General features: G+C 39.9%; 24 protein-coding genes. 15 read left to right on the top strand and 9 right to left on the bottom strand.

Annotated features, from left to right (window positions below):
• Window positions 1–85 precede the first annotated feature (85 nt).
• From NSQ43_RS11025 to NSQ43_RS11015, 3 genes are read left to right on the top strand one after another with little or no spacing between them, the layout of a single operon-like run.
• Window positions 86–2,419 (top strand): xanthine dehydrogenase family protein molybdopterin-binding subunit, encoded by a 2,334-nt coding sequence (locus tag NSQ43_RS11025; RefSeq protein ID WP_339254883.1) that lies wholly within the window; start codon window positions 86–88, stop codon window positions 2,417–2,419.
• Entirely contained in the window at window positions 2,416–3,246 is an 831-nt protein-coding gene (locus NSQ43_RS11020) for an FAD binding domain-containing protein (protein ID WP_339250155.1), read from the top strand. Before NSQ43_RS11025 ends, NSQ43_RS11020 begins: the two co-directional genes overlap by 4 nt.
• Window positions 3,243–3,746, top strand: coding sequence for a (2Fe-2S)-binding protein (locus NSQ43_RS11015; protein WP_339250154.1), 504 nt, complete (start codon window positions 3,243–3,245; stop codon window positions 3,744–3,746). The genes NSQ43_RS11020 and NSQ43_RS11015 overlap by 4 nt, the downstream gene beginning before the upstream one ends.
• Window positions 3,747–3,782: 36 nt before the next feature.
• Here the strand turns inward: NSQ43_RS11015 and NSQ43_RS11010 are convergent, their stop codons facing one another.
• A complete protein-coding gene (locus NSQ43_RS11010; protein ID WP_339250152.1) occupies window positions 3,783–4,103 on the bottom strand; it encodes a hypothetical protein in 321 nt (106 codons plus the stop codon).
• 133 nt (window positions 4,104–4,236) lie between these two features.
• Between NSQ43_RS11010 and NSQ43_RS11005 the strand changes: the two genes are divergently transcribed.
• The 6 genes from NSQ43_RS11005 (at window position 4,237) to fni (ending at window position 9,515) form a co-directional block, all read left to right on the top strand.
• Window positions 4,237–4,941: a TIGR02206 family membrane protein gene (locus tag NSQ43_RS11005; protein WP_339250150.1), complete on the top strand. Its 705-nt coding sequence runs from the start codon at window positions 4,237–4,239 to the stop codon at window positions 4,939–4,941.
• A 79-nt stretch (window positions 4,942–5,020) separates the two neighbouring features.
• Window positions 5,021–5,197 (top strand): hypothetical protein, encoded by a 177-nt coding sequence (locus NSQ43_RS11000; RefSeq protein ID WP_339250148.1) that lies wholly within the window; start codon window positions 5,021–5,023, stop codon window positions 5,195–5,197.
• Between the two features lie 202 nt (window positions 5,198–5,399).
• Window positions 5,400–6,353, top strand: coding sequence for a mevalonate kinase (gene mvk, locus NSQ43_RS10995; RefSeq protein ID WP_339250147.1), 954 nt, complete (start codon window positions 5,400–5,402; stop codon window positions 6,351–6,353).
• A 14-nt stretch (window positions 6,354–6,367) separates the two neighbouring features.
• Window positions 6,368–7,348 carry a diphosphomevalonate decarboxylase gene (gene mvaD, locus NSQ43_RS10990; protein ID WP_339250146.1) on the top strand — a complete coding sequence of 327 codons (981 nt, stop codon included), beginning with the start codon at window positions 6,368–6,370 and terminating at the stop codon, window positions 7,346–7,348.
• Between the two features lie 13 nt (window positions 7,349–7,361).
• Window positions 7,362–8,480, top strand: coding sequence for a phosphomevalonate kinase (locus NSQ43_RS10985; protein WP_339250145.1), 1,119 nt, complete (start codon window positions 7,362–7,364; stop codon window positions 8,478–8,480).
• Entirely contained in the window at window positions 8,481–9,515 is a 1,035-nt protein-coding gene (gene fni / locus NSQ43_RS10980; RefSeq protein ID WP_339250143.1) for a type 2 isopentenyl-diphosphate Delta-isomerase, read from the top strand.
• Window positions 9,516–9,588: 73 nt separating this feature from the next.
• Here the strand turns inward: fni and NSQ43_RS10975 are convergent, their stop codons facing one another.
• Window positions 9,589–10,026, bottom strand: a complete 438-nt coding sequence (locus NSQ43_RS10975; RefSeq protein ID WP_339250141.1) for a hypothetical protein — start codon at window positions 10,024–10,026, stop codon at window positions 9,589–9,591.
• Between the two features lie 151 nt (window positions 10,027–10,177).
• Between NSQ43_RS10975 and NSQ43_RS10970 the strand changes: the two genes are divergently transcribed.
• Together NSQ43_RS10970 and NSQ43_RS10965 are read left to right on the top strand one after the other, a co-directional pair.
• Window positions 10,178–10,978, top strand: a complete 801-nt coding sequence (locus NSQ43_RS10970; protein WP_339250139.1) for an LAGLIDADG family homing endonuclease — start codon at window positions 10,178–10,180, stop codon at window positions 10,976–10,978.
• 5 nt (window positions 10,979–10,983) lie between these two features.
• Entirely contained in the window at window positions 10,984–11,361 is a 378-nt protein-coding gene (locus NSQ43_RS10965; RefSeq protein WP_339250137.1) for an rRNA methyltransferase, read from the top strand.
• Window positions 11,362–11,499: 138 nt separating this feature from the next.
• On the opposite strand, the gene NSQ43_RS10960 is transcribed toward NSQ43_RS10965, so the two are convergent.
• The 3 genes from NSQ43_RS10960 to parE all read right to left on the bottom strand — a co-directional run bounded on the left by NSQ43_RS10960 (window position 11,500) and on the right by parE (window position 17,257).
• The gene (locus NSQ43_RS10960; RefSeq protein ID WP_339250135.1) at window positions 11,500–12,723 is read right to left on the bottom strand and encodes an MFS transporter; all 1,224 of its coding nucleotides are present in this window, start codon (window positions 12,721–12,723) and stop codon (window positions 11,500–11,502) included.
• A 131-nt stretch (window positions 12,724–12,854) separates the two neighbouring features.
• Window positions 12,855–15,287: a DNA topoisomerase IV subunit A gene (parC, locus tag NSQ43_RS10955; protein ID WP_339250133.1), complete on the bottom strand. Its 2,433-nt coding sequence runs from the start codon at window positions 15,285–15,287 to the stop codon at window positions 12,855–12,857.
• Entirely contained in the window at window positions 15,284–17,257 is a 1,974-nt protein-coding gene (gene parE, locus NSQ43_RS10950; RefSeq protein WP_339250131.1) for a DNA topoisomerase IV subunit B, read from the bottom strand. The genes parC and parE overlap by 4 nt, the downstream gene beginning before the upstream one ends.
• 274 nt (window positions 17,258–17,531) lie before the next feature.
• Here parE and plsY point away from each other — a divergent pair, with 274 nt between their 5' ends.
• From plsY to NSQ43_RS10935, 3 genes are all read left to right on the top strand, one after another.
• Window positions 17,532–18,134, top strand: coding sequence for a glycerol-3-phosphate 1-O-acyltransferase PlsY (plsY, locus tag NSQ43_RS10945; protein ID WP_339250129.1), 603 nt, complete (start codon window positions 17,532–17,534; stop codon window positions 18,132–18,134).
• A gap of 37 nt (window positions 18,135–18,171) precedes the next feature.
• A complete protein-coding gene (locus NSQ43_RS10940) occupies window positions 18,172–18,465 on the top strand; it encodes a HesB/YadR/YfhF family protein (protein ID WP_339250127.1) in 294 nt (97 codons plus the stop codon).
• Between the two features lie 223 nt (window positions 18,466–18,688).
• Window positions 18,689–20,071, top strand: a complete 1,383-nt coding sequence (locus NSQ43_RS10935; protein WP_339250125.1) for an NlpC/P60 family protein — start codon at window positions 18,689–18,691, stop codon at window positions 20,069–20,071.
• Window positions 20,072–20,120: 49 nt separating this feature from the next.
• On the opposite strand, the gene murF (NSQ43_RS10930) is transcribed toward NSQ43_RS10935, so the two are convergent.
• The 4 genes from murF (NSQ43_RS10930) to murF (NSQ43_RS10915) form a co-directional block, all read right to left on the bottom strand.
• The gene (murF, locus tag NSQ43_RS10930; protein ID WP_339250123.1) at window positions 20,121–21,500 is read right to left on the bottom strand and encodes a UDP-N-acetylmuramoyl-tripeptide--D-alanyl-D-alanine ligase; all 1,380 of its coding nucleotides are present in this window, start codon (window positions 21,498–21,500) and stop codon (window positions 20,121–20,123) included.
• Complete coding sequence (locus NSQ43_RS10925) at window positions 21,497–22,837, bottom strand: YheC/YheD family protein (protein ID WP_339250122.1); 1,341 nt, start codon at window positions 22,835–22,837, stop codon at window positions 21,497–21,499. Before NSQ43_RS10925 ends, murF (NSQ43_RS10930) begins: the two co-directional genes overlap by 4 nt.
• 51 nt (window positions 22,838–22,888) lie before the next feature.
• The gene (locus NSQ43_RS10920) at window positions 22,889–23,329 is read right to left on the bottom strand and encodes a hypothetical protein (protein WP_339250121.1); all 441 of its coding nucleotides are present in this window, start codon (window positions 23,327–23,329) and stop codon (window positions 22,889–22,891) included.
• A 111-nt stretch (window positions 23,330–23,440) separates the two neighbouring features.
• Window positions 23,441–24,814, bottom strand: a complete 1,374-nt coding sequence (gene murF / locus NSQ43_RS10915) for a UDP-N-acetylmuramoyl-tripeptide--D-alanyl-D-alanine ligase (RefSeq protein WP_339250119.1) — start codon at window positions 24,812–24,814, stop codon at window positions 23,441–23,443.
• Window positions 24,815–24,972: 158 nt separating this feature from the next.
• Here murF (NSQ43_RS10915) and NSQ43_RS10910 point away from each other — a divergent pair, with 158 nt between their 5' ends.
• Window positions 24,973–26,205, top strand: coding sequence for an ATP-grasp domain-containing protein (locus NSQ43_RS10910; protein ID WP_339250117.1), 1,233 nt, complete (start codon window positions 24,973–24,975; stop codon window positions 26,203–26,205).
• The last annotated feature ends 19 nt before the right edge of the window (window positions 26,206–26,224 follow it).

Here is a 26,224-nt window from a genome sequence, read left to right as displayed (position 1 = left end):
TATAAATGAGGGTAATCTTGGCAAAAATAACTAATAGTCAAGATTTAGTTGGTATTTAGTGAGGGAGGAAACGGTTTTGCAGAAAGTGTTTCGAAAAACAGTTGGTACTGCCGAACAACGAATTGATGCAGTAGAAAAATCTACAGGTAATGTCAAATACCTTGGAGATAAATTGTTGAAGGGGATGTTACATGCAAAGATTGCGACAAGTAAGGAGGCTCACGCGCGTATTAAATCAGTTGATACTACTGAGGCGTGGAAAGTGCCTGGTGTCCGAGCGATAGTAACTGGAGAAACTTTTCCTTTTCCGATTGGCCCAATCCTTGCAGATCGCCCGCCAATTGCTTTTGATAAAGTTCGCTACTATGGCGAACCGGTCGCAATTGTCGTTGCGGACTATCCCTACCAAGCAAAGCAAGCAGCAAATAAGATAATCATTGAGTATGAGAAATTACCTGTCGTCAATTCTCTTGAACAAGCATTTCAAAGTGATGCACCTGTTATTCATGAACAATTAGGTCAATATACAAAAATCATTGACAATGTCTATCCCGTACCAGGTACGAATATTGCGAGTCATATTAAAATTAGAAAAGGCGATTTTGGTCAAGCGTGGGCAAGTTGCAAAGATACAATTACTGCTACATATTCATTTAACCTTTCAGATCACGCAGCGATGGAAACGCGCTCGGCTACTGTGGAGATCAATCCCGATGGAAGGGTCATTGTCCATTCGACAAGTCAATCTCCTTTTACAATCAAAAAGATTTTCAATCAATTCTTCAATATAGAAGTTGGAAAAGTAATCGTCCATATCCCGATGTTGGGTGGTGCATTTGGAGGGAAAGGTGCAGTTCAATTAGAGCCGCTTGCCTATTTGGCTTCAAATGCAGTTGGAGGAAAACTCGTAAAACTGCATTATGAACGTGAAGAGGATATGATGACTGCTCCTTGTCATATTGGATTTAGTGCAACTGTGAAATTGGGTGTCAATGAAAAAGGGGAACTACAGGCAGGCCAGTATACATTTTTGATAGAAGCAGGAGCATATTCTGATCAGGCAGCAGGTATCACCCGGGCCGCAGCGCTTGATTGTACGGGGCCTTACCACATCCCGAACGTTTGGTGCGATTCCTATTGCATGTATACGAATCACCCTTATGCGACCTCTTTTAGGGGATACGGTCATCCGGAGCTCACTTTCGCCATAGAACGCACGATGGATCAATTCGCGAAGCAATTGAATATGGATCCAATAAAATTCAGGTTGATGAATGCCATTAAGCCCGGTCATTCCACCCCAACGCAATCCGTTTTGAATGAAAACAATATCGGGGATGCCGCTAAATGTATGACGAGAGCAAAAGAGTTGATTGAGTGGGATGGCAATCAATCTTCTGTTACAAAAGACGGCAAGGTCCGTGCAAAAGGTGTATCACTATTTTGGAAAACATCAACAACATCTACAAATGCACAGGCTGGAGCTGTATTGTTGTTTGAACCTGATGGGTCAGTCAAGTTAAGTTGCGCTGCTGTGGAATTAGGGCAAGGGACAAAGACGATATTAGCTCAAATTGCTGCGGAACGCTTGAAGATGAATATAGACAATATACTTGTAACGATGGAAGTAAATACCCAATACAATCCACATCAATGGCGTACCGTAGCAAGTAGTACAACATTTCTTGCTGGAAATGCTGTTTTGGCGGCGGCGGATGACGCTATCAAACAGCTGAAGAAAATAGGAGCTGTAGCGCTTCAATGTTCAGAGAATGACTTGGATGTCGGGAATAGCAGGGTTTATCTGAAATCGGATCCTAATAAGGGAATCGATATAAAAACAATTGCTCTTGGATATAAATACCCGAACGGGCATACAGTTGGCGGACAAATAATCGGAACAGGGGTTCATGTTCAGAAACAATTAACGGAAATGGATAAAGAAACAGGGTTCGGTGATCCGGGTCCTTGGTGGTCTGTCGGTGCACAAGCAGTAGAAATCGAATGGGATGAACAGAATTTTACGTATGAAATCGTGAAAGCCGTAACTGTAATGGATGGCGGCACAATCATTAACCCTATGACTGCCACCCAGCAGATGCGAGGTGGAATTTTCCTTGGCTTAAGCATAGCAAGTGGTGAATCATTCGAGTTCAATGATAAAGGTGTCATCCAAAACCCCGATTTCCGGACGTATCAATTAATGCGCTTTGGTGACCAGCCGAAAGAATATATTGTGGAATTCGTTGAGACACCTTCAGTGGATGGGCCATTCGGTGCGAGGGGAATTGGAGAATATGGAGTGATTGGAGCTGCTTCCGCATTGGCTAACAGTCTTTCGGCGGCAACTAAGACAGAGCTGAATAAACTTCCATTAACTCCTGAATTGATATGGCAGACAAGGGAGGAAGATCTATGATCCCGTTCATTTTTGAATATTTCAAGCCTGAATCGATAGAAGAGGCAATAAAAACATATACAAGTGAATGGAAGTTGGGTAAAAAGGTTGTTTATTTCTCCGGTGGAACTGAAGTCATTACATTTGCAAGAGGCGGCAAGTTAACCGCGGACACGGTCATTGACTTAAAAGGAATTCCGGAATGCAATGAATTGGGAATTCAAGGTGATATGCTTATCATAGGCGCAACGGTTACGTTAAATAAACTAATCGAATCAAACCTTTTCCCTTTAATGAGTGAAACGGTGAGACGCATAGCTGACCACACGTCGAGAAACAAGATTACGATTGGCGGTAATATTGTAAGTAAATTAGGATACAGGGAAGGGATACTGCCTCTGTTAGTGACGGATGCGGTTGTTACGGTTGTCAGTCCAAAAACAATGGAAGAGCTTCCGATAGAGAGAATAGCAAACATTGATTTGAAGGAAGGGACATTTATAACGCAAATCAAAGTGCCTGTCGATAATCTCCAACTGCCTTATACAAGCATAAAACGTACGCGTATTACGAAAGTTGGATATCCAATCGTAAGTTTGGCGGCCATGATGAAAGATGAAAACATCCGAATTGCATTTAGTGGACTAGACAATTATCCATTTCGTTCATCCGTTATCGAAGGCATCCTAAATGATAGAACGTTGGATGACAAACAAAGGATCGACGATGCTATTGCAAAACTGCCCTCACCTATACTTGATGACTGTCTATCATCAAAAGGCTTTAGGCAATTCACTTTCGGTAAAGTATTGACCGAAATGAACATGATTTTGGAGGGCAATCTATGATTAGTTCAAATACAAGCAAATATACCATTGTTTCTTTACTTGTGAATGGGACCTCGCACGACGTAATGATTCGCTCCGCTGATACACTGTTAGACACGCTACGAGAACAAGTGGGGTTGACAGGTGCCAAACTCTCGTGTGGTAATGGAGATTGCGGGGCATGTACAGTTTTAGTAAATGGAAAGCCAATGCATTCGTGTTTGACATTGGCAATAGAAGCGGTAAACGACGAAATAACGACAATTGAAGGGATAAGACACTCGGAGATAAGGGAAGCATTTGTGGAGCAATGGGCTATTCAATGTGGGTACTGCACACCTGGCTTCATATTGAATTGCCATGCACTTGTGAATGAGCATCCGGATGCAGATGAGAAAAAAATTGAAGAGTGGTTGCAGTCCAATCTTTGTAGATGTACCGGCTACCAAGAGATAAAAGATGCAGTCGAGTCCGTTTTAAAGGCAAATAAAATGAAGGCTAAAAATAATCGTACAAAGTGAAAAAGTGAACCCTTGGTTTTGACCAAGGATTCACTTTTATTTTTTAAAGCTTTGATTTCCCACGTTTAATGTTTCAATGAGTTGGAGGGTTTGCGCTGCTTGATCGATTTGCTTACGTACTTGTTCCAGTTGCTGTTGATGGCTTGTTGGTGACTGTGAGGCTGCCTGCGCCTGAGTTTGGTTCAAAAGCTGTGAAGCCTGTTGCAATTGCTGCTGTGCCTGTTTAACAGATTGTGCATCAAATAGAGTGCTCATCTGCTGAATCGTTTGCGATGCACTTTGTAACTTTTGAAGGATTTGTTTTTTCTCCTGCTGAAATTGTTGTTCCGTTGTTTGTTGTGATGTTTGTTGCACCATTATAAAATCTCCTTTCAATTTACAACTACTATAAATAGTATGTGTTGAACATACATACATTAGTCTGATGATTACGTAATATTCATTAATTATGTGATATAATGGCGAAATAAATAATGGAAGGAGAGTTATATTGGGGGATATATCTAACTCTTTCGAACTGTTTTCCACCATCCACTTTGCTACCATCCTGATTATATTCTGTTTAATTATATTTCTGTTCTGGCAACGTGGTAAGTTAGGCGGCAGGCAAAACCAGTTGAAAATCTATGAGCGGCTCTTTGCGGGATCGCTATTAGTAATGGAGATTACGTATCATATATGGTTGATTACAAGTGGGAGATGGGCAGCGGACGATTCTTTACCGTTGGAGTTATGCAGCATTTCACTACTTGTGACAATTACTTTGCTGTGGACAGGGAATAGGCATCTAATCGACTTCGTTGTTTTCGCGGGGATTGGCGGTGCCATTCAAGCGATTGCTACTCCTGTATTAGACTTGAATTTTCCTCACTTCCGGTTTTTCCATTTTTTCTATACACATACCGGAATAATCTTGACCGGTCTTTATTTCGTTTGGGTGAAGGGGTATGTACCGACATTTAGAGGTGTTTTAAAAACTATGATTCTTCTGAATGTGATTTTACCAGTTATTCTTGTTGTAAATTTTGTAGTCGATGGAAATTACATGTTCTTGCGAATGAAACCGCAAAACGGTAGTATACTTGACTTTCTTGGACCTTATCCATTGTATATACTGTCTCTTGAAATGGTGGCATTCACAACATTTGTCCTTATTTGGTTGTTACTAAAGAAAGGGAAAAGATTCGGAACATAGCTAACAGTTTTCTATAGACAGAAATTTGGAGAGAGTGGTACAATTTAGTAACCAAAAATTCTTTTTGCAGGAGGATCTAATGACAAACGAAAAGAAAAAAATCAGTTTAAAGGAAGCTGTAAAACAACAGCTTGAAGCAAAGAAAAATAATAACGCTTCCCAAAAAACAACTAACTCATCGAATCAGCAAACACCTAAGATGAAAAGCCAGCAAGCGAAAAAAGTAAGCCAAAATAGAAGAAAAATGGGTGTTTGATCATTTACGGATAATAAATTGAAACCAAAAGGCAAGCCTATCTATTAGGGCTTGCTTTTTTCATATTTATCATCAGCATTTATATTCATGAATTCATTTCGAAAATAAGCTTAAAAAGCTGAAAAACAAAGGCCTGTATTCTATAATGATAAAAGTAAATATCATTTACTTTAACTTTGAAGATAAGAAGTGAGGAACATCCATGTTCAGACAAGCTACAGGTAAGGCGCATGGCAAATTGATTTTGATAGGGGAGCATTCAGTTGTTTATGATAAGCCAGCCATCGCACTCCCATTTTCCGATGTCGGCGTAACAGCGTTAATTGAAGAACAGAATAACGATGATGAAATAATGTTCAAAAGCAGGTATTTCAGTGGTCCTTTATCAAAGGTGCCAGAAGAACTATCTGGCATTAAGGCATGCGTACAAGAAACGTTGCTTTTGCTGAACACTATACAGACAAAAATATGTATCTCTATTGAGTCAACCATTCCTTCCGGACGAGGCTTGGGATCCAGTGCTGCAGTGGCTCATTCAATCGTAAAAGGAATTTTTAACTATTTCGATACCCCATTACGACATGATGTTCAAATGCATCTTGTCCAAATCGCTGAGACACATGCCCATGGAAATCCAAGTGGTATCGATATGGAGGCAACAACAAACGATTGCCCGATATGGTTCCAAAAAGGGAGACCGGTAAAAAGGTTAGAGTTTCATCATCCGCTTTATTTGGTTGTTGCTGACACAGGTAAGTTCGGTGATACAAGGAGTGCAGTTAATGGAATTCGCGATCTTTACTTGAAAAATCCGGAAATGGCCCGTAATTCCATCGATTTACTTGAAGACTATACATATGAATGCGAGAGCTATTTATCATCGGGAAAAATAGCTGGGGTTGGGAAGTGCCTCGACCTCGCGCAAATTGAACTAAGACGATTAGGTGTCAGTGATGAAACACTGGATCATCTAATTGAAGCTTCGAAAAACCATGGCGCATTAGGTGCGAAGTTGACCGGCGGAGGACGTGGAGGCTGTATTCTTGCATTAGCCGAAGACGAACAGCATGCAGCCAAACTTTCAGATGCACTAATTGAAGCAGGTGCATTTCAAGTTTGGACAAGTATTCCAAACAATCCGCCCCTTAAAGGGTGAAAGGAAGGACTTAAATGAAAATAACAGCAAGGGCTCATACAAATATAGCCTTAATCAAATATTGGGGAAAACGAAACGAACAATTGTTCTTGCCGATGAATAATAGCATTTCGATAACACTGGATCAGTTTTATACAACAACATCTGTTACTTTTCGTGAGGATTTAATGGCTGATTCATTCATCTTAAACGGAAGCGAAATGGATGGGCAAGAAACTGGTAAAATATCCGGATATCTGAATTTGATCCGTGAAAAGGCGGGGCGAAGTGAATATGCGGTTATCGAATCCATAAACAATGTCCCCACTGCAGCAGGTTTTGCGTCGTCTGCATCTGGTTTTGCCGCTTTGGCGGCAGCTGCAACAAAAGCAATTGGATTGAACTATAGCGGTGCAGACCTTTCAAGGATTGCACGTTTCGGCTCCGGCTCAGCATGCAGGTCTATCTATGGCGGATTTGTGGAGTGGAACAAAGGAGTTTTAGAGGACGGAACAGATTCATTTGCAGAGCAGATTATCGATGAATCTCAATGGGATGTAAGCATCCTTTCTGTCATGGTGGAACCTAAGCCGAAGAAAGTGTTAAGCAGGGAAGGTATGCAGCGAACTGTAGAGACCTCTGCATTTTATTCTGGATGGTTGGAAACAATTGACGCTGATTTGCACTTTACAAGGGAGGCAATCCAAGAACGGGATTTCGAGAAGTTAGGAACTGTTCTTGAACACAATGCACTGAAAATGCATGCAACGATGTTGGGTTCGAACCCACCTTTCTTCTATTGGACGGGAGCTACATTAGATGTCATGCACCGGGTGCAAGAGCTAAGGGACTCTGGTATTCAGGCGTACTTCACGATTGATGCCGGACCGAATGTCAAAGTGATTTGCCAACCGAAGGATGAACAAATCGTTAAAATGAGTATGCAGCAAATCCCAAGCGTCCAAGATGTGTTTGTTTGTCATCCCGGACCGGGAGTAAGTTATATTGCTGAATGAAGGGCGTATTCACATGGACAGTTTATATCATAAAATCCGTGTACCTGGAAAGTTGTTTATCGCTGGAGAATATGCGGTTCTTGAACCCGATGGACAATGTATCGTTGTTGCTGTTGACAGGTATGTGTTTGCGGAAGTAAAAAAAAGCGAAAAAAATCAAATTGATCTTCCCCAATTAGGTTATTCGGGCATTACATGGAATTCTGAAGGTCAGAAATTAACCTTTAATGTAACGGGTCCAAAACTAAATTTCATTCAAAATACGGTGAAAATTTGTCACCATTATATCGTTGAATCAGGAGTTAGACCGTTGCCATTCAATTTATCAATTACAAGTGAATTGGATGACGTTTCGGGTAAAAAATATGGCCTTGGATCAAGTGCAGCGGTTGTCGTTGCTGTTGTTACTGCCATCCTTGAAAGTCAAAAAGAAGCCGGTGTCCAATCATCCAAAGAAATGATTTTCAAATTGGCAGCAATGGCTCATTTTAAAACACAAGGAAATGGGTCATGCGCCGATATCGCTGCATCCACGTATGGAGGCTGGCTGCTCTATAGCCCGTTTTATGGCGATTGGTTAAATACGCGTCTGTTGTTAGAGGAAGTGAACGCGTATACACTTGTCAAAGAACCTTGGCCTGGTCTAATTATCCAAACGATTACACCACCTGAAGATTTACGATTGTATATCGGGTGGACTGGTAGCGAGATGAGGACTTCCGGGATGATACGACGGATCCAGGATTATAAAACTACAAATCCCGATGACTATCAAGATTTCATAAAGACGAGTGGGGAGGCAGTATCCTCATTGGTAAATAGCTTTGCCGAAGAAGACACCAATCTTTCATTACAAAGCCTTAAGATGAACCGCAATGCTCTAGCTCAAATATGTGAACAATCGGATGCTGGAATTGAAACTTTGAAGTTAAAGCAGTTAATCGAAATTGCCAATAAATACGGTGTCGGAAAAACTTCCGGTGCGGGTGGCGGAGATTGCGGAATTGCATTTATAAAGAATGGACAAGATAGTGAGTCCTTAAAAGAAGATTGGAAAGAAGCTTTAATCGAACCATTGGATCTACAAGTTGCGACTGATGGAGCTATGGTTTGTGAAAGGGGGAAGATGTGAATGACAGATTCAATTAACCAACGGAAAGCGGAACATATACAAATAACGCTTAATGAAAAAGTGACTGGTAATGAAATAACAACAGGATTAGAAAGAGTGCATTTCATACATAATGCACTTCCTGAAATCGATTTTCCTGAAATCTCAATTGAAAGCGAGTTTGTAGGGCTTAAGCGACCAACACCTTTCATGATCAGCTCGATGACTGGAGGGGCTGCATTCGCTGAGACGATTAACCGAAATTTAGCGATTGCTGCAGAAGAGAAAGGCTGGATTTTCGCTCTTGGATCCATGCGAGCACTCATTGAAAGCGATGAACATCGCTCCTCGTTCCAAGTTAGGGAGTATGCACCATCCGTTCCGATTATCGCGAATTTGGGTGCTGTCCAATTAAATTACGGGTTCGGAGTCGACAAATGCCGTCAGATCATCGAAATGTCGGATGCAAACATGTTAGTGTTGCATTTGAATAGCATCCAGGAAGTCATTCAACCGAATGGTGATTTGAATTTCAAGGATTTATTAGTGAAAATCGAAGAACTTACAAAAACAGTAGGTGTGCCTGTTGGTGTGAAAGAAGTAGGGTGGGGTATTGACGGTCAAACGGCTAAAAAGCTATGTGACGTTGGTATTTCATTTATTGACGTAGCTGGAGCCGGTGGAACTTCTTGGAGCCAAGTTGAAAAGTATCGTTCTAATGATCCAATTAAACGCGCTGCGGCTGAAACATTCAGTGTTTGGGGCAATCCGACGGTAGATTGTATTGTATCGGTCCGAGAAGAGATTGGCAATCAGTCGATTGTAGCAAGTGGCGGCATGTACACAGGGCTCGATGCAGCTAAATCGATTGCTTTAGGTGCTGATGTCGTAGGTTTCGGTAGATCCATACTGAAAGAAGCTACTCAATCCGTTGAAGACGTGATTCAAGTGATGGAAACGAAGGAGCTTGAGCTACGCATAGCAATGTTCGGCGTCGGCGCTGCATCCATTGAAGAGTTGAAAAATAGTGAGAGAGTTGTTTATACGAAGCGTTAAGATGTAAAGAAAATAAAAACAGCCCACGATGATACCAATTTATAAGGTATTCATAGTGGGCTTTATGTTTATCTTATTCATAAGTGATTTGTTTTAATCGATTAATTTCTCTTTCATGCTTATTCGATTTTTGGAGGATTAGGTCAAGGTCTGATTCTACTAAACGGAGTGAGCGATCTACACGATCAAAACGTGCTGTTGTATCTTGTTGGAAGGCTTCAAGCCTGTTATTGGTTGCTCCAACAATTTGAATAAGTTGTTGGATGTGTTCGCCATGACGATGTTGTTCTGTTTCGATTTTAGAAAAACGATTGTCCATTTTAGAAAAACGTTCGTCCATTTTAGTAAATCGTTCACCCATTTCAGTGAATCGTTCACCCATTTCAGAAAAACGTTCATCTATTTCAGAAAAACGATTATCCATCTGAGTAACACGCTCGTCCAAATGTGATACATGTGTGCTGATCTTTTGTAGTTCATTCAGGATTAACTCAAATTTTTGCTCACTCATATTAGTTTCCTCCTTTTTCATTTTATGACCATTATACCATAGCATGTGCATGTTTTGACCATTCCACTAATAACAATCCATTATGAGAGTTTTTCATATTGATTGAAAATAAGAACGTGAGTTTGTACAATGGAAGTAGGGGGGAAGAGAGATGGCGAGAAATCCGGGTATAACAGATGAAAAGATCATTGAATTGTACAATAGTGGATTGACGTATACAGAGCTTTGTTCGATTATCGGCTTAACTGCGAGTGGGATTAAGTACGTATTAAAAAAACATGGTGTTGAAATAAAACATACTGTGGGACGTCCGCGCATACACCAAGTGAACGAAGACTTTTTTAAGACTTGGTCACATGAAATGGCATGGGTATTAGGGTTGGTCATAACTGATGGTACAATCAATAAAAAAGTGCATAGTGTTTATCTATCCCAAAAAGATGAGGAGATACTCCACAAAGTTGCACACTTAATGGGTGCCGAACCACGAATTGCAGCGCCGACAGGTACCAGGACAACTCCAATGTTAATCATTAATTCAAAAGTCATCAAAGAAGACTTGGAGCAAATGGGCATTAAACCAAACAAATCATATTCTACACCTTTTCCTATTGTACCGACTGAATATTTACCTGCGTTTGTTAGAGGTGTAATTGATGGAGATGGTTGGTTTCAGGACCGCGGATATGTCATGAATATAACTACAGCAAGTAATTTATTTGCACAAGGGCTCTATCAAGTATTAAAAGATTGGGATCTAAGAACAGAAATCACGAGCGAAAAAACCAAATCGAACAAAGTTATATATAGGGTTTGGGTAAAAGGAAAACACGAACTTCCAAAACTTGCGTCTATCATTTATGATGATTCAGAAGGTCTATTTATACAATACAAAAAAGATAGAATGTGTAAACACACTATCACAGGTCAACAAATTTTAGAATTGGAGTGATATAAATGTGGAAACTTGTTAATGGAAAATTACAGCAAACTACAGATATGAGTAGAGTTAAATTTAGAACAACGATAAGTAAAGCATTGATTGATGAATTATCGATTTTAGCGAAGAACAATAATACACATGTTAATTATCTAATAGAAAGTGGTTTTGTAAACTTCTTGGATAACGGTGAGGAAATAACCTTTACTAAGGATCAGCGGCCGAAGGATCGGGCACATTACAAAACAACATATGATAAAGAGTTGTTAGAAGCAATTAAAGAGGTTGCAAAAGCAAATGAGTTATATATAAATGACGTTATCGAATATAGCACAAAATACATCGATGTTGAAAACAGCAAAAATAGTAACTATCGATATAGAATAGAGGTATAAGTAGTCCTCTAACTATAACTTCCTGTTTAGTGCCCCCGTCATAATATAAATTAGAGAGAGTTGAATTTCACTTAAAAGTATACTTATAACAGTGAGACAGAACGAGATTTTCAGCAAAATAAAACCTGCTGCGGATTATCAGATGATTTCCGCTGCAGGTTCTGCTTTTATTTGGTGTTCCAAAATTATATTCCTTCGTTTCATTTGAATGAAAAATAACAACGTCAAACTTAAACTTATCATTCCAAAAATGATCACCATTGTCTGCAATCCTAGAATGTCTAAAAATGCTCCTGCACTTAATAAGACAATTTGGAACATGACTCTTTCCAACATGTTTCTGAATGAGAAAAAACGTCCATGATACGCTTTTGGCATTTGTTTTTGAAAAATAACCATTGCCGTTGGAAAAAAGCATCCTAACGCAAATCCTAACACCGCAAATGCTGCCAAAGTTATTACAATATTATCAGCAAAATACAGCATGAATTCTGCTATAGCGACCATAGATGCAAAGAAAAATAAAATAACCGTGGTTTTCCATTTTCTTGTTAGAATTTTAACGACAAAAGAACCAATCATGAAAGCTATACCTTCAAAAGTATAAATCAGCCCTTTTATTGATGAAGAATCTTGGATTTCACTAATATTAATGACAATCAGATTAAAGGATCCTATAAATAATAAAGGAATCATCGTCATAACAAGAGTCATTCCGACAGCTGGAAATGCCTTTAGGACGGGAAATACTTCTATAAAGCCGCCTTTCTCCTTTTTTCCTTTCTCTCCCCTTCCCTCTTTCTCCTCATCTACTTTCAAAAGCATCGTAAAGCCTAATAGCAAGGCATACGCCAACATAGAAACCCAATAAAGTGATGCCAATGACCAGTACACAAGTATGACACCGGCCAGTGCTGTTCCGGCAACACGGGCAATCGTAGCAACGTTCATATGCATTCCGTTCATTGTTAGTAAATCGTCATCTTTTACGATTAGAGGAATAGTAGATTGTAATGCTGGAAAATAGAATGTTGCTGATAGTTGAATTGTAATGATGAAAGCGACCATCCACCAGACAGATCCGGTAGAGATGGCTAATAGCATAAATACGACACTAAACAGTCTACCAAAGCCTGCAGCGATTAATATTGTTTTCTTTTTTGATTGGTCTATGATTCTTCCTGCGAGCGGTCCGGCAATAATACCTGCTAATAAACCAATGGAAAGGATCAGTGCTTTTACAAAATCGGAAGGGACTTTTTCTTGTAAAAACTCTAAATTTCCGATTATCCCTGTCCATAATCCAAGACCGGCTATCATTTCCCCACTTAGGATAATCCAAACGTTCCGATTTCTCCACATACCATTCACCGTTCCCTCAAGTTATTTCGACTTCCGAATTATTATACGGTAAAAAACGAAAAATGTCACTATCAATATTTCGACATCAAAAAAGTCTGTCAACAAAATACTAATTGTTGACAGACGCCAGGTTAAGATTTCATTTCTGCTGTTAATTCTTTGTAGACTGAAACGACAGTTCCTTCCTTACTTTCATCCAAAACGGAACTTCCGTTCGATAGACGCTCGACAAGTCTTAATGTTCCTGCTTCAACGGTTACTTTATGATCTTTATTCGTCGATAAGATCACATTTTCACTTGGTTTTACAGGTACAGTTCCTACAATCCGATGAGGATTCGTTTTCAGTTCTTTCAACACAACCAAACCACGTTGTGCTCTCGCGGCTAACTCAAACTCTTTTAGCCCCATTCGTTTGACAGATCCACGCTGTGTAGCGATGAATATGGATTCTGATTCATCCCGAATGACAATCATTGACACAAGCTTATCTTCAGCTTTTACATTAATACCACGTACGCCAGCCGTGCGAATGCCAGTGACCGACAGTTCAGTGAGTGAAAAACGTAACGCGTATGCCTGTTCGGTAAATAAAATAACTTCTTCGTTTCCAGCCACTAACTGCGCATCAACCATATAATTGCCCTTTTTAATATTCATTGCTTTAAAAGTTCGTGAATAACGCTGAACTTGGAAATCGGAGAGCTTAGATAGTTTAATATTTCCATTATCCGATACAGTTAAAATCAATTTTTCCTCTTCAAAGTTATCTACGCCAATTGCTGCAATGATCTCTTCATTCGGTTCAAGCGAAATGATGCTTGAAATATGCTGTCCTAAATCACGCCACCTTATATCCGGTAATTCGTGAACTGGCTGATAAATGTAATTACCGAATGACGTGAAGAGTAGAATATGATGCTGTGTATTCATGACGGATTCCATAATGACATAATCTGAATCCTTAATATCCATACCAGTGCCATTTGAAGCGCTATACGAACGAGTGCTCGTTCTCTTCACATATCCATCCTTTGTTACCGAAACAACAACTTCTTCACTTGGGACAAGGATATCGAGGTCAACCTTGATCGTCTCGATTCTCTCTTCAATTACCGATCTTCTCTGTTCGGAAAACTGCTTACGAACATCCACTAATTCTTTTTTGATGACTGAGGAAAGCTTTTTGTCACTTTTCAAGATTGCATCAAGATGTTCAATCAATTTCCGAAGCTCAGCGTCCTCTTTTTTCAGTTCAGTTATATCTGTGTTTGTAAGCCTGTATAACTGTAGTGAAACGATGGCTTCTGCCTGTACTTCGGTAAACCCAAATTTCGAAATGATATTGTTTTTGGCATCACGCTTGTCCTTTGATGCGCGAATCGTCTTAATCACATCATCTAAAATGGACAAAGCCTTCATAAGGCCTTCTACAATATGCAAACGATCTTTCGCTTTTTGGATATCGTATTTCGATCTTCTTGTAACAACTTCCTTTTGATGTTCGATATAGGCGTCCAATAGCATCGGTAATGACATTAATGTCGGTCTTCTGTTTGATATTGCGACCATATTGAAGTTATATGTCACTTGAAGGTCTGTATTTTTTAAGAGATATTGTAAAATGGCATTGCCATCCATATCTTTCTTCAATTCGATTACAATTCGAAGGCCGGTACGGTCGGATTCATCCCTTACATCAGCAATGCCATCCATTTTTCGATCTACACGCAGCTCATCAATCTTCTTCACTAAATTCGCTTTATTCACATCGTAAGGAATTTCGGTGATGACGATTTGTGATTTGCCTGCTTTTAACGGTTCGATTTCAGATTTTGCTCGAATGATAAAGCGACCTCTGCCTGTCTCATAAGCGGTTTTAATGCCACCTGTACCTTGAATAATTGCACCTGTCGGAAAATCCGGGCCCTTAATAACAGTCATCAATTCATCGACTGTCACATTCGGATTATCCATCCTCATCAGGACGGCATCAATTACTTCATGGAGGGCATGTGGTGGAATATCTGTCGCATACCCTGCAGAAATCCCAGTTGAACCGTTTACTAGCAAGTTTGGAAAACGAGCTGGAAGCACTGTTGGTTCTGGCTCTGTATCGTCGAAGTTCGGAACAAACTCCACCGTTTCCTTTCCGATATCTCGTAACATTTCCGCAGCAATCGCTGAAAGTCTTGCCTCTGTATAACGCATGGCGGCTGCTGGATCGCCGTCCACAGAGCCGTTATTTCCATGCATTTCTACCATTAAATGACGCAGCTTCCATTCTTGGCTCATACGAACCATTGCATCATAAACGGATGAGTCCCCATGAGGATGATAGTTACCGATAACATTTCCGACCGTTTTTGCGGATTTCCGGAATGCTTTGTCGTGTGTATTCCCTTCATGGAACATCGCGTATAAAATACGTCTTTGTACAGGTTTTAAACCATCCCGTGCATCAGGTAAAGCGCGGTCTTGAATAATATATTTACTGTAACGGCCAAAACGATCACCAATTACTTCTTCAAGGGGCAGATCTTGATAACGCTCAGTTGAAGTCATTTATAATCCCCCTCATCAACATGCAAATGTTCATTTTCCAAAATATTATGTTCTTCAGTTCCAAAATCCACGTTGCTTTCTATCCATTTCCTTCTTGGTTCTACTTTATCGCCCATTAGTGTTGTCACACGTCTTTCCGATTGAGCACCATCTTCAATAGTGACCCTGATTAATGTCCGTGTTTCAGGATTCATCGTCGTATCCCAAAGTTGATCAGCGTTCATTTCACCAAGTCCCTTGTAGCGCTGAAGCATATAACCACGTCCGACCTTTTTAATGGCAGCGTCAAGGTCCGATTCAGTCCATGCATATTCAACCACTTCTTTTTTACCGGTACCTTTGAAGACCTTATATAACGGAGGCAAAGCGATATACACTTTTCCAGCCTCGATCAAAGGCTTCATATAGCGGTAAAAGAATGTTAGAAGAAGCACTTGTATATGCGCTCCGTCAGTATCCGCATCGGTCATGATAATCACTTTATCGTACGCGATATCGTCAATTTGGAAATCCGCGCCGACTCCCCCACCAATTGCATGGATGATCGTGTTGATTTCCTCATTCTTCATTATATCTTCTAATTTTGCTTTTTCGGTGTTGATGACTTTTCCCCGAAGTGGCAAAATCGCTTGGAATGTCCGATCCCTACCCTGTTTTGCGGAACCCCCTGCTGAATCCCCTTCGACAAGGTATAGTTCATTCTTTGCCGCATTTCTTGATTGGGCAGGAGTTAGTTTCCCTGTTAACAAAGTATCGGAACGTCTACGTTTCTTTCCAGAACGTGCGTCTTCTCTTGCCTTACGCGCAGCTTCCCGTGCTTGTTGTGCCCTCACAGCTTTTCGTATCAGATTGGCACTCAGTTCCGCGTTCTCTTCAAGGAAATATAGAAGATGCTGTGAAATGATTGCATCTGTAGCGGTTCTTGCTTCGCTTGTCCCTAACTTCCCTTTTGTTTGACCTTCAAACTGTAGAATCTCCTCAGGAATCCGGACAGAAACAATTGCAGAAACCCCTTCACGAATATCAGAACCATCAAGGTTCTTATCCTTCTCTTTTAATAAACCGGTTTTCCTTGCATATTCATTGAAAACACGAGTCATTGCAGTCTTTGCGCCGGTTTCATGTGTTCCCCCGTCTTTTGTCCGCACATTATTTACGAAGGATAGAATCGTTTCCGAATAGCCATCCGTAAACTGAAATGCAAATTCCACTTCAATTCCTTCTGACTCTCCTTCAAGGTATGCGACCTCATGTAGAACATCCTTTTCCTCATTTAGATAGTCAATGAAAGCTTTAATACCGGATTCATAATGAAAGACGTCGTGCTTTTCAGTTCCTTCTTCTTGTAGAACAATTTTCAAACCTTTCAAAAGGAATGCTGATTCCCGTAAACGCTCTGATAGAATCTCATACTGATATTTAATCGTCGAAAAGATTAATGGATCTGGTTTGAAATGTATCAAAGTACCTTTTTCACGTGTAGTACCGATCTCTTCCAATGTAGTAACCGGTTTTCCACCGTTTTCAAAGCGTTGGCGAAATTTCTTACCTTCACGGAAGATCGTCACTTCAAGCCATTCCGATAACGCATTAACGACAGAAGCACCAACTCCGTGCAAACCACCACTTGTCTTATAACCGCCTTGACCAAACTTCCCTCCCGCGTGAAGGACTGTCAGAATGACTTCCGTTGTCGGTTTTCCAGTTTTGTGCATCCCAGTAGGCATTCCTCGTCCGAAGTCTCGGATACCAATACTACCATCTGCATGAATTGTCACATCTATTTCAGAACCAAATCCTGCAAGTGCCTCATCCACCGCGTTATCTACAATTTCATAAACAAGGTGATGAAGTCCACGGGAGTCGGTTGAACCAATATACATCCCTGGTCTTTTTCGAACTGCATCAAGGCCCTCAAGGACTTGGATGGAGTCATCATCATATGCATATACTTCTTGCTCTTTCGTCAAATCGCAACCCCCATCAAACGAATGTTCTCTTTTTGTGTATATAATATCGTATCGCTTCCTGTAAAGCTTGTCAAATCAACGTTTCAGGAAGCATGCTCAATTAATTGTATAGAAGAAAGTCGTTTATTGCAATTAGATAAGGAAAAACTTAGTTATAGAAGATCATTAGAAACTGTTAGGACAGGTAAATATTTCGCGCAACTTAAATCCTTCCATTGTCGGAGTCTCAGCGTTCTGTTAGACTTGAACCAAAGAAACTAAAAGGGGACCTACTATGGAAAATATCATTCTAATACTAATAGCTTATTTACTTGGCTCCATTCCCTCAGCATTATGGGTGGGCAAGCTTTTCTACAAAACAGATGTGCGGGAGCATGGCAGCGGGAATTTAGGTGGTACAAATACATTTCGCGTGCTTGGTAGAACAGCGGGACTGGTCGTTACCATCCTTGATATTCTAAAAGGTACAGCCGCCGTCCTCCTTGTACTGTTACCTATATTCAGCAATACAGGCATTCACCCACTTGTACTTGGCTTTTGTGCAGTTTTAGGTCATATTTTCCCTATCTTTGCGGGATTCAAAGGTGGCAAGGCCGTTGCCACTTCAGGTGGAGTACTTTTAGGCTATAACTGGCCAATTTTCATCATCGTACTACTTACATTCCTACTCGCTTTAAAAATCACTAAAATGGTTTCATTATCTTCAATGATTGTGGCGGTCGTTGCATTTATATATAGTTTTATTTTTTACGTTTGGACTGGCGACTACTCTTTAATGATTATAATTGGCCTTATGGGAATCTTCATTTTCTATAGGCATCGTGCAAACATTACAAGGATCAAAGCAGGAACTGAGCCTAAAGTAAAGTGGTTGTAATACAATAGAGGCATCTACCGAAAGGCGTGATGATCAATTGAAAATCATATTATCAGACGAGGCATTAATTTGGTTTAAAGATGAAATGGAAGCGAGACCTGGAGAATACATTAAATTCTTTGCAAGATACGGTGGTTCAAGCCCATTGCACGACGGCTTTTCCCTCGGAGTTACAAAAGAACAACCCGACGAAGCTGTAGTAGAGACTATAAAAGAAGATATTCACTTCTTTATCGAACGAAGAGACCATTGGTTCTTCGATGAACACGATCTCCATGTCAACGTCGACCCTAAAATTAATGAATTAATTTACACCTACAAAAAAGCGTGAAGGCAAACAGCCACACGCTTTTTATTATTTTTGTTTAATATTTCTTCCTAAATTCTCCTTTTTTCGCTTGTAATCTATTTGTAAAGAAGAGCAACGACACCAGAATTCACAGGCATTTCCGAAACCTGTTCCGTTCGTTGGTGAATATTCCCTTCAGAATCCCCTCTTTTTCTATGCTACTATCAGTCCGTAGAGTAAGAAAACTAATTTAGGAGGATTCATGATGAAACGTAAACTCTTATCAGCCGCATTAATCACATGCGTAACTGTCACATCACTAACAATACCAACATATCAACATAATAATAATACCGTCTCAGCTGCCACAGTAACCTCACAACAATCACAACAAGTAGTAGATGCTAAAGCCGATCAATTAATCCAATTTGCAAAAAGCTTGATTGGAAAGGCTACATATAGCACTGCCGAATACAAGCCAACATATCCATATAAATTCTCATGTGCAACATTTCTCATGTACGTTTTCGAGAAAAGCGGTGTAGACCTTGCAACATACAATGAAAACTATATGATGCAACAAGGTACACCAGTAGCAAAAGGTCAATGGAAAAAAGGAGACTTGCTATTCTTTAAGAGCAAAAAAACGGGAACGGATCCTGACCACGTCGCAATGTATATTGGTGACAATAAAGTAATCCATATGGCAGATCCGCAACAAAACATCGTAATCTCTGACTTGAACAGCAAACCGTATTACACAGATAATTATTACGGTGCAACTCGTGTCATTCCAAGCCTTCTCTCTTCTAACCCTGCAACAAAAGGCGATATAATTACAGAACTTGCTTATGATTTGAAAGACCAAGTTACAATCGGTTCAGTCAACAATGAGTCTCTTAGGAAGTTTACAAGTACTGGTTTTGTCAATTATGTTTACAAACAAAACGGTACAACACTTGATGCGAAAAGTATACGTGATCTACAAAGCAAAGGGACAACTGTATCAAAATCCAATTTGAAAAAAGGGGACCTTGTTTTCTTCAATAGTGTAACGGGTTCAACAACTGCAAGTTTAGTCGGAATTTACGCTGGTGAACACCGTGTTGTAATTCCAACGACTGGTGGCGTCATTACACGAGTTCTCTTGGCAGATTATTATAAGGATCACTATATTACTGCTAAAAGGGTATTTACGGAATCCGTTCCAAACAACCCTACTGAACCGTCACAGCCATCCGAACCATCATTACCTGCTACAACAACGGCAGATAAACTTGTCAACTTCGCGGAAAGTCTAACGAATAAAGCGAAATTCGGGTATGTCTATAATGAAAATACATTAACTTTCACGGGTGCTGGCTTCACGTATTATGTGTATAAACAAGAAGGCATTGACCTGAAATACAAAATGGCAGCCCAACAGGCGCAAGTAGGTACATCCGTATTAAAATCAAATCTACAAAAAGGAGATCTTCTGTTGTTCTCCACTGACAATAAAGGTACACGAATTACACAAACCGGGATTTACATGGGCAACAACCAATTCATCAGCCTATCCACAACAGGCAAAGTGGAAAAACAAAGCCTTTCTTCAACATGGGCATCCAAAAACTACGTACAAGCCCGTCGTGTAATCACTAACTAATAAAAAGAAGCATCTTCGCATTTGCGTTGGATGCTTCTTTTTTTACCTTTTACCTCTTTAGTCTTTTAGCAAATTCAATCATTCCACGGCTTGACATAGGCCCTTTAATAAGTACAAGCGATTTTTCATCCAAAAGATGATCCACCCTACTACCAATCTCATTCACATGCTCATAACTCATAATAGTAGCCGTGCTTCCATCTTTCCTTGCCTGATTAGCAATCTCCACCGCTTTTTTTCCAATCGTGATCAACGTTCCAATTTTCCTTTTCGCAATCATACTCCCAATTTCCCTATGGTACTGCTTCTCAAAGTTTCCCAATCGATTGATATCTCCAAGAATCAACACTACATTTTTGTTTTTTCCGATGGAATCGAGTACTTTCAAAGCAGCCTCTACGGATGTAGGGTTATTCGTCCACGTATCATCAATGATTGTGCTTCCATTGATACCCTTCGAAAACTCCAAATGTCTATCCATGTTCCTGAACGTTTTCAGACGAGAAATTGCTGCCTTTATATCCATCCCCATTTCATGGACTGCGGCTATTGCTGCGAGTGCATTGCTAACCTGATGTTCCCCATATCCAGGGATAAAAGCTTTATAGTTACGATTTCCTGTACGGAGTATAAAACTCATTCCTCCGTCTGTAAACTTAATGCGTGCCGCCTTGAAATGGGATTTGCCGGATGTCCCAAAATAGATGATCTTTCCTTTGAAATTATTGAGCCGTAGTTTCTTCGTATTTTCATCGTCAGCATTTAAAATGAGGGTTCCCCCTTCTTTAATGCCGCCTACTATTTCTTCTTTTGCCCGAATATACCCTTCCAAGTTTCCGCAACCGTCCAAATGATGAACTCCAATCGTAGTAATGATTCCAATTGTTGGCTGATAAATCATGCATTGGTGTTTGATATTACCCGAATTGCCGAGTCCATGTTCAAAAACAGCCGCCTCCGTTTGATCATCTATTCCCATCAAATAAGGAAGTGAACGTCTTGGTTCGTTCTTACTACTGAGGGAGGAATGGACATTCTTTGTTTCAAGAAGTGTATGTCTTATCATATCTTTTACAGTTGTTTTTCCACACGTTCCAGTTATTGTAACAACTGGAATTTGAAATAGATTACGATAGTAAGTTATAAACTTCCAATACGACTTCACTAAACTCATGACTTGCATGACGGTTGTATTTGCTACATTAGGTATAGCAATATCAGTCTTATCAGTAACAATCAGGGACGGACCCTTTTTATTGATCATGTCCCAATTTATTTCATCATTCCGGCTTACGAATAGCATTGTGTTCCGATTGGCGTGATCATGACGTTTGTAGTAAATGACGTCGCTCACATCCCAGTCATCTGAACCGTAGATTATTTTGCCTTCCAACACTTTACGAAGAGTTTTTACTGTAAGTGGTTTCAAGTTTTCTCCTCCTCTCGATTGGACAGCGTTGAGATCCTATTTTTATTTTTTCTAATATATTTGTAAATAGTTTCATATGCTTTGTTGCCGTCAAATTTGTAAAACATTGCTGTGGAAGGAGCAAAATTCCCTTCGATAATCCATACTGCCCCGCGATTATCGATAGCGACATCAAAGCCGATAATTGTTATTCCTTCGTAATTATTTGCAAGGATCATAGATGATTTCCTGCAAATTTTATCTATCAAAAATTCGCATTTACTTAAGGTAATACGACTATCAGACAGTCTTAATGCTTCATCAAGTGTAAGTAATTTACTTGCTCGATTAGAAATGAAGAATTCTCTTGCCGCCACTTTAACTAATTTGCCAGTTATGATCCATTCCTGCTCATTGATTTGAGTCATGACACGCACATCAAAGGGTCGATCATCTATTTTGGCTATATTGATGTATTGTTGAACGATATAATCATTTTCATTTAGATACTGTTCACGGAGATAGCAAAGAAGTTCCGTAAAATTCTTTTCTATTGTTTTTTTTCTTTTGTCGTGAATTTCATAGGTTTTATCATCTAATACGGTAATTTTTACGATCCCTTTACCTTGTTGGCCGATACATGGTTTCAAAACCACTTGTTTATATGATCCTAAAAGTTTTTTCAGAGAACGATTTGTAAATAGTTCTGTTTTAGGCATGTAGCTACGCAACGCCCTATCACTACATAGAGATAGATATTGACTCCATTTACTATTACGTTCATGGAGAACCGTATCGGTAATAAAAAGTTCACCCATTTTGTTTTGCATGACCTCAACTGCAATCGTATTACAGGAGGGATAGTGTTTTCCAAGTATATAAACTATGCGTTTTACCAATTTTATAGCTTTCCATATAGGAATTGCATATCTGATCCTTCCAAATCCGTTGCCATCGATCATTGTATGATGAACAACTTTCCAATTGGCTGACGAGGAAATTCTATGAAGGGTAAACCGGTGATGATGAGGTACGGAGAGATTAGTTACCGGAACGGTTTGTATAACATAATGCTGTTTTGTGAATGCATGGTCAATCAAGTATTCGTAGACTTCTTCGCTATTTGCAAAAGAAAGTTGATTGTTGTCGTTTACAATTATTGATGGAGAATTTGAAACAGGATCCACTTTGATCTCTTGAGGGCCGAATAACGATTTTATACTGATAACTTCTTGGCGCAAAATAGAACGATTCAAATTAACCTTCGAAAAACTCCTAATTTCTGGTAGACGAACCGTTGAACCTAATTCCTGCTCCAGCACTTTCATTTGACCGTAACGGCCACGAATTCCCTTCATAGATTTCCCTCCTTTACGAGTATTCGAATAACAAACAATTGTATACCTACATTAAACACAGCCGACGGCGACTATTGACCCCTGTGGAACCGGTGCTGCTCCATTTTGGTCAAAGAATCCTGTGATGACAAAACTTTGTACATCATCAACATTTGAAGATGCAACCTGATCCCTGAAGACTGCTTCAAATGGATAGGTTACGCCTCCGACTGTTCCAGTTCCTGTTACGGTGACCTCACAATTCATGCAGATTTTTCTACATACAACTGAAGTGATTGTCCCAGCTACAAATAGGAAGCTTCTGTCTACTCCCCCCGCTTGCTCTTTATCTGTAAATCGTAACGTTAAACTGGAAGCATCCAAATTATTGTCGCAGACATTTGCCAAATACTTCAAATCACCTTTAACTGTACCGTCTACTCTTTGAAATTTAACATTGTTATCTACGGACAGGGCATTGACAACAACACTACAATCACAAATTAACCCCATAATTATTCCCTCCCTTATAATTGATCTACATTACTATATTAGTTACTGGATGAGTTGAGCTTGGTGTTTGTCCTAAATCCTACAAAATAATAGTCCGATCACCAATGACTATTATTTTCGTAAAAGCATCGCCAATTTTTTTACTGCTTCACTGTACATATCTCCCTTTACCAGTACAACTGTAGATTGGTCAGTCATATTTCTGAGAAAAGGGTATGCAAGAATATGATTATTAAAGGAATGAACCTCTATTGTAGGATTCAGTTTACCCGCGGTTTCCCCCATAATCTTTGCATGTTTACCAATTGTGATAAGACAATCTACTTCACTTTTGGCGATAATTTCCCCTGCTCGTTGATGAATGATATATCCCCATGATCCCAAATCAGTAATTGTTCCGATTATTGCAATTTTCCTCTTGTCTTTCCCTACGTTTTTAAGTACCTCTAATGCCGCTTTTAGGGAAGTGGTAGTAATGCTCCATGAATCATCGATAATTGTCGATCCATTGGGCCCAACACAAACTTGCATTTGCCTATTCAAAGTTTCAAATGATTTCAAGCGATCTTTAATTTCCATAAAGCTCATACCAATTTGGTGAACAGCAACAATCGCCGCCAAGGCATTGTATACTTGGTGTTCGCCAAGTCCCGGAACGAACATTCGGTAAATCATCTGATTGTGTTCAAGGGTGAAATGCATACCATCAGTGGAATAAATGATATTACTTGCTCGATATTTACATGAATTATGAATGCCGAAAGTAAGTACTTTTCCAGTAAACTGGTTTTTGTCAAGTTGGATTGTTCTTTCATCGTCAACATTTAGGATGAGAATACCGCCAGGTTGAATGGAACGAATCATCTCTCCCTTTGCTTCGATATAGTCTTTTAGTGTTTTGCAATAATTCAAATGATGTTCTCCTATGTTCGTTATAATTCCGATAGTCGGCTTTATATATGCAGCCGCATTCAATATGTCACCTGGAGCACCAACAGCGGTTTCAAACACGGCAGCTTCGGTGTTTTCATCGATACTAAGCAGATTCGCTAAATGCACCGTCCGGGAGTTATTTGTACTATTTGTAAAGGCGATTTTTCTATCGGCCATTAAAAGATGGCGTATAATTTCTTTCGTTGTCGTTTTACCGGAAGTGCCCGTAACAGCAATAACTGGAATATCAATGCTTTTACGATAATCTTTAATGAACTTCCAATAGGACTCCTCCAAATCTTTAACTTTAATAATTGTTACGTCCTCGTCTCGTTCGTTCGTTTGCCTACCATATTCAGTGACTATTGCAATTGGAAAATAAGGTCTTAAACGATCCCATTTTATGATTTTCCCTTTTAAAAAGAGAATTGTATGTGTATGTCTGACCTGTTTAAGACGATATGCACCATGTTGTACAAACATATCATCAGAGCCTTGAAGCAACTCTCCTGCTATTACTTGTTTAATGTATCCAATCGATAATGGTTTCAATGGATTCACTCCCTTCTTCCTTTTATCATAATATGCGGCAACCGTTCAGCAGCTTGTACGATAAACATGGATGAATTATTAATTAGCCGCATGATGTATAACCATGCATTGGGAAGCTTTCCTCATAACCTATAAAGAGTCGTCTTAATTATGAAGGAGTGGGCTTTTTGAAAACAATCATATTTATCGGTACAAATAAATCGGGCTCAAGTCGGGAAGCAATTAGGTCTGCTGTTCGGCTTGGTTATTTTACTGTGCTCTTTACAAGCAATGAAAAGCAGATTCAACAACGGAAAGAGTATATGGATGTTCATGAAATGGTGTTCGTCGATGTAACAAATTTGGTAGAGATGAAAAAAGAGATTCTAACATTGAAGTCCAAGGGAAATGAAATTATGACGATTGCAAGCTTTGTTGACTCAAATGTCGCCAGAGCACTGAAACTATGTGAAGAATTTTGCCCGAATGGCACATCTTCAAACGCCGCACTTATTATGGAAAATAAGGCGGGGACAAGGGATAAACTAAAAGGGCTTCCTTACTCCCCGAAATACGTAACAATTGACCCAGGCAGTAAACTTGAGTTGAAAAGTATTGAAGGGCTGCCTGACTTCCCTATGATTGTGAAAACGGCGTCATCCACTGGTTCCAAGGATGTACTGCGCGCGACCAATCTACAGCAATTGGAACGTCATATACTTAAGTTCCAAGAGAGGAATCCCACGGAAGCCGTAATTATCGAGGAATTCATTGAAGGTGATCAGTATTTAGTGGAGGCGATTGTTCATCATAAAGATATAAAGATTGCTGGAGTGATCAAACAAGAAATAACGTTCGGAAAGAGGTTCATAATTACCGGATATGGGGTTCTTGCTGTCGTTCCAAGGCAGGTGAACGATGGTGTAATGGAAGTTTTGAAGTCAATTGTGGAGGAGTTGGAGATTGAAAACGGTGCCCTCCATGTCGAGATGCGATTGACGACAAATGGCTGGCGCTTAATCGAAATCAACCCCCGCATTTCAGGCGGTGCAATGAATAACATGTTGAAAGCTGCCTTCGGATATGACCTAACCGAAGAAACCTTAAAATTATACTTAGGCGAACAACCTTCTCTAATTGTTACACAGAGGAACTTTGTATTTACTCAATACGTTATCGTGGAACAGAAAGGAATTTTGGAAAAAGTTACCGGTAAAAACAGGGCCCGAAAATTGCCTGGAATTGTGGAAGTGTATGTGAAGCCCAAAAAAGGGACATTGCTCATGCCGCCACTATCGATGGGTCACAGATATGCTTATGTCATCGCGCAAGGAAGAACGTTGGAAGAGGCAAAAGGTTTTGCAAAGAAGGCTGTAGAAGAAATACAATTTCATGTTAAAGAACAACAGTAAAGAGGACTTCCGCTAAAGA

The sequence above is a fragment of the Sporosarcina sp. FSL W8-0480 genome (genome assembly GCF_037963765.1).
In the GTDB taxonomy this organism is placed as follows: domain Bacteria; phylum Bacillota; class Bacilli; order Bacillales_A; family Planococcaceae; genus Sporosarcina.
The sequence above is the reverse complement of the archived record's forward strand: the minus strand, read 5'-3'. Positions and strand labels throughout refer to the sequence as shown.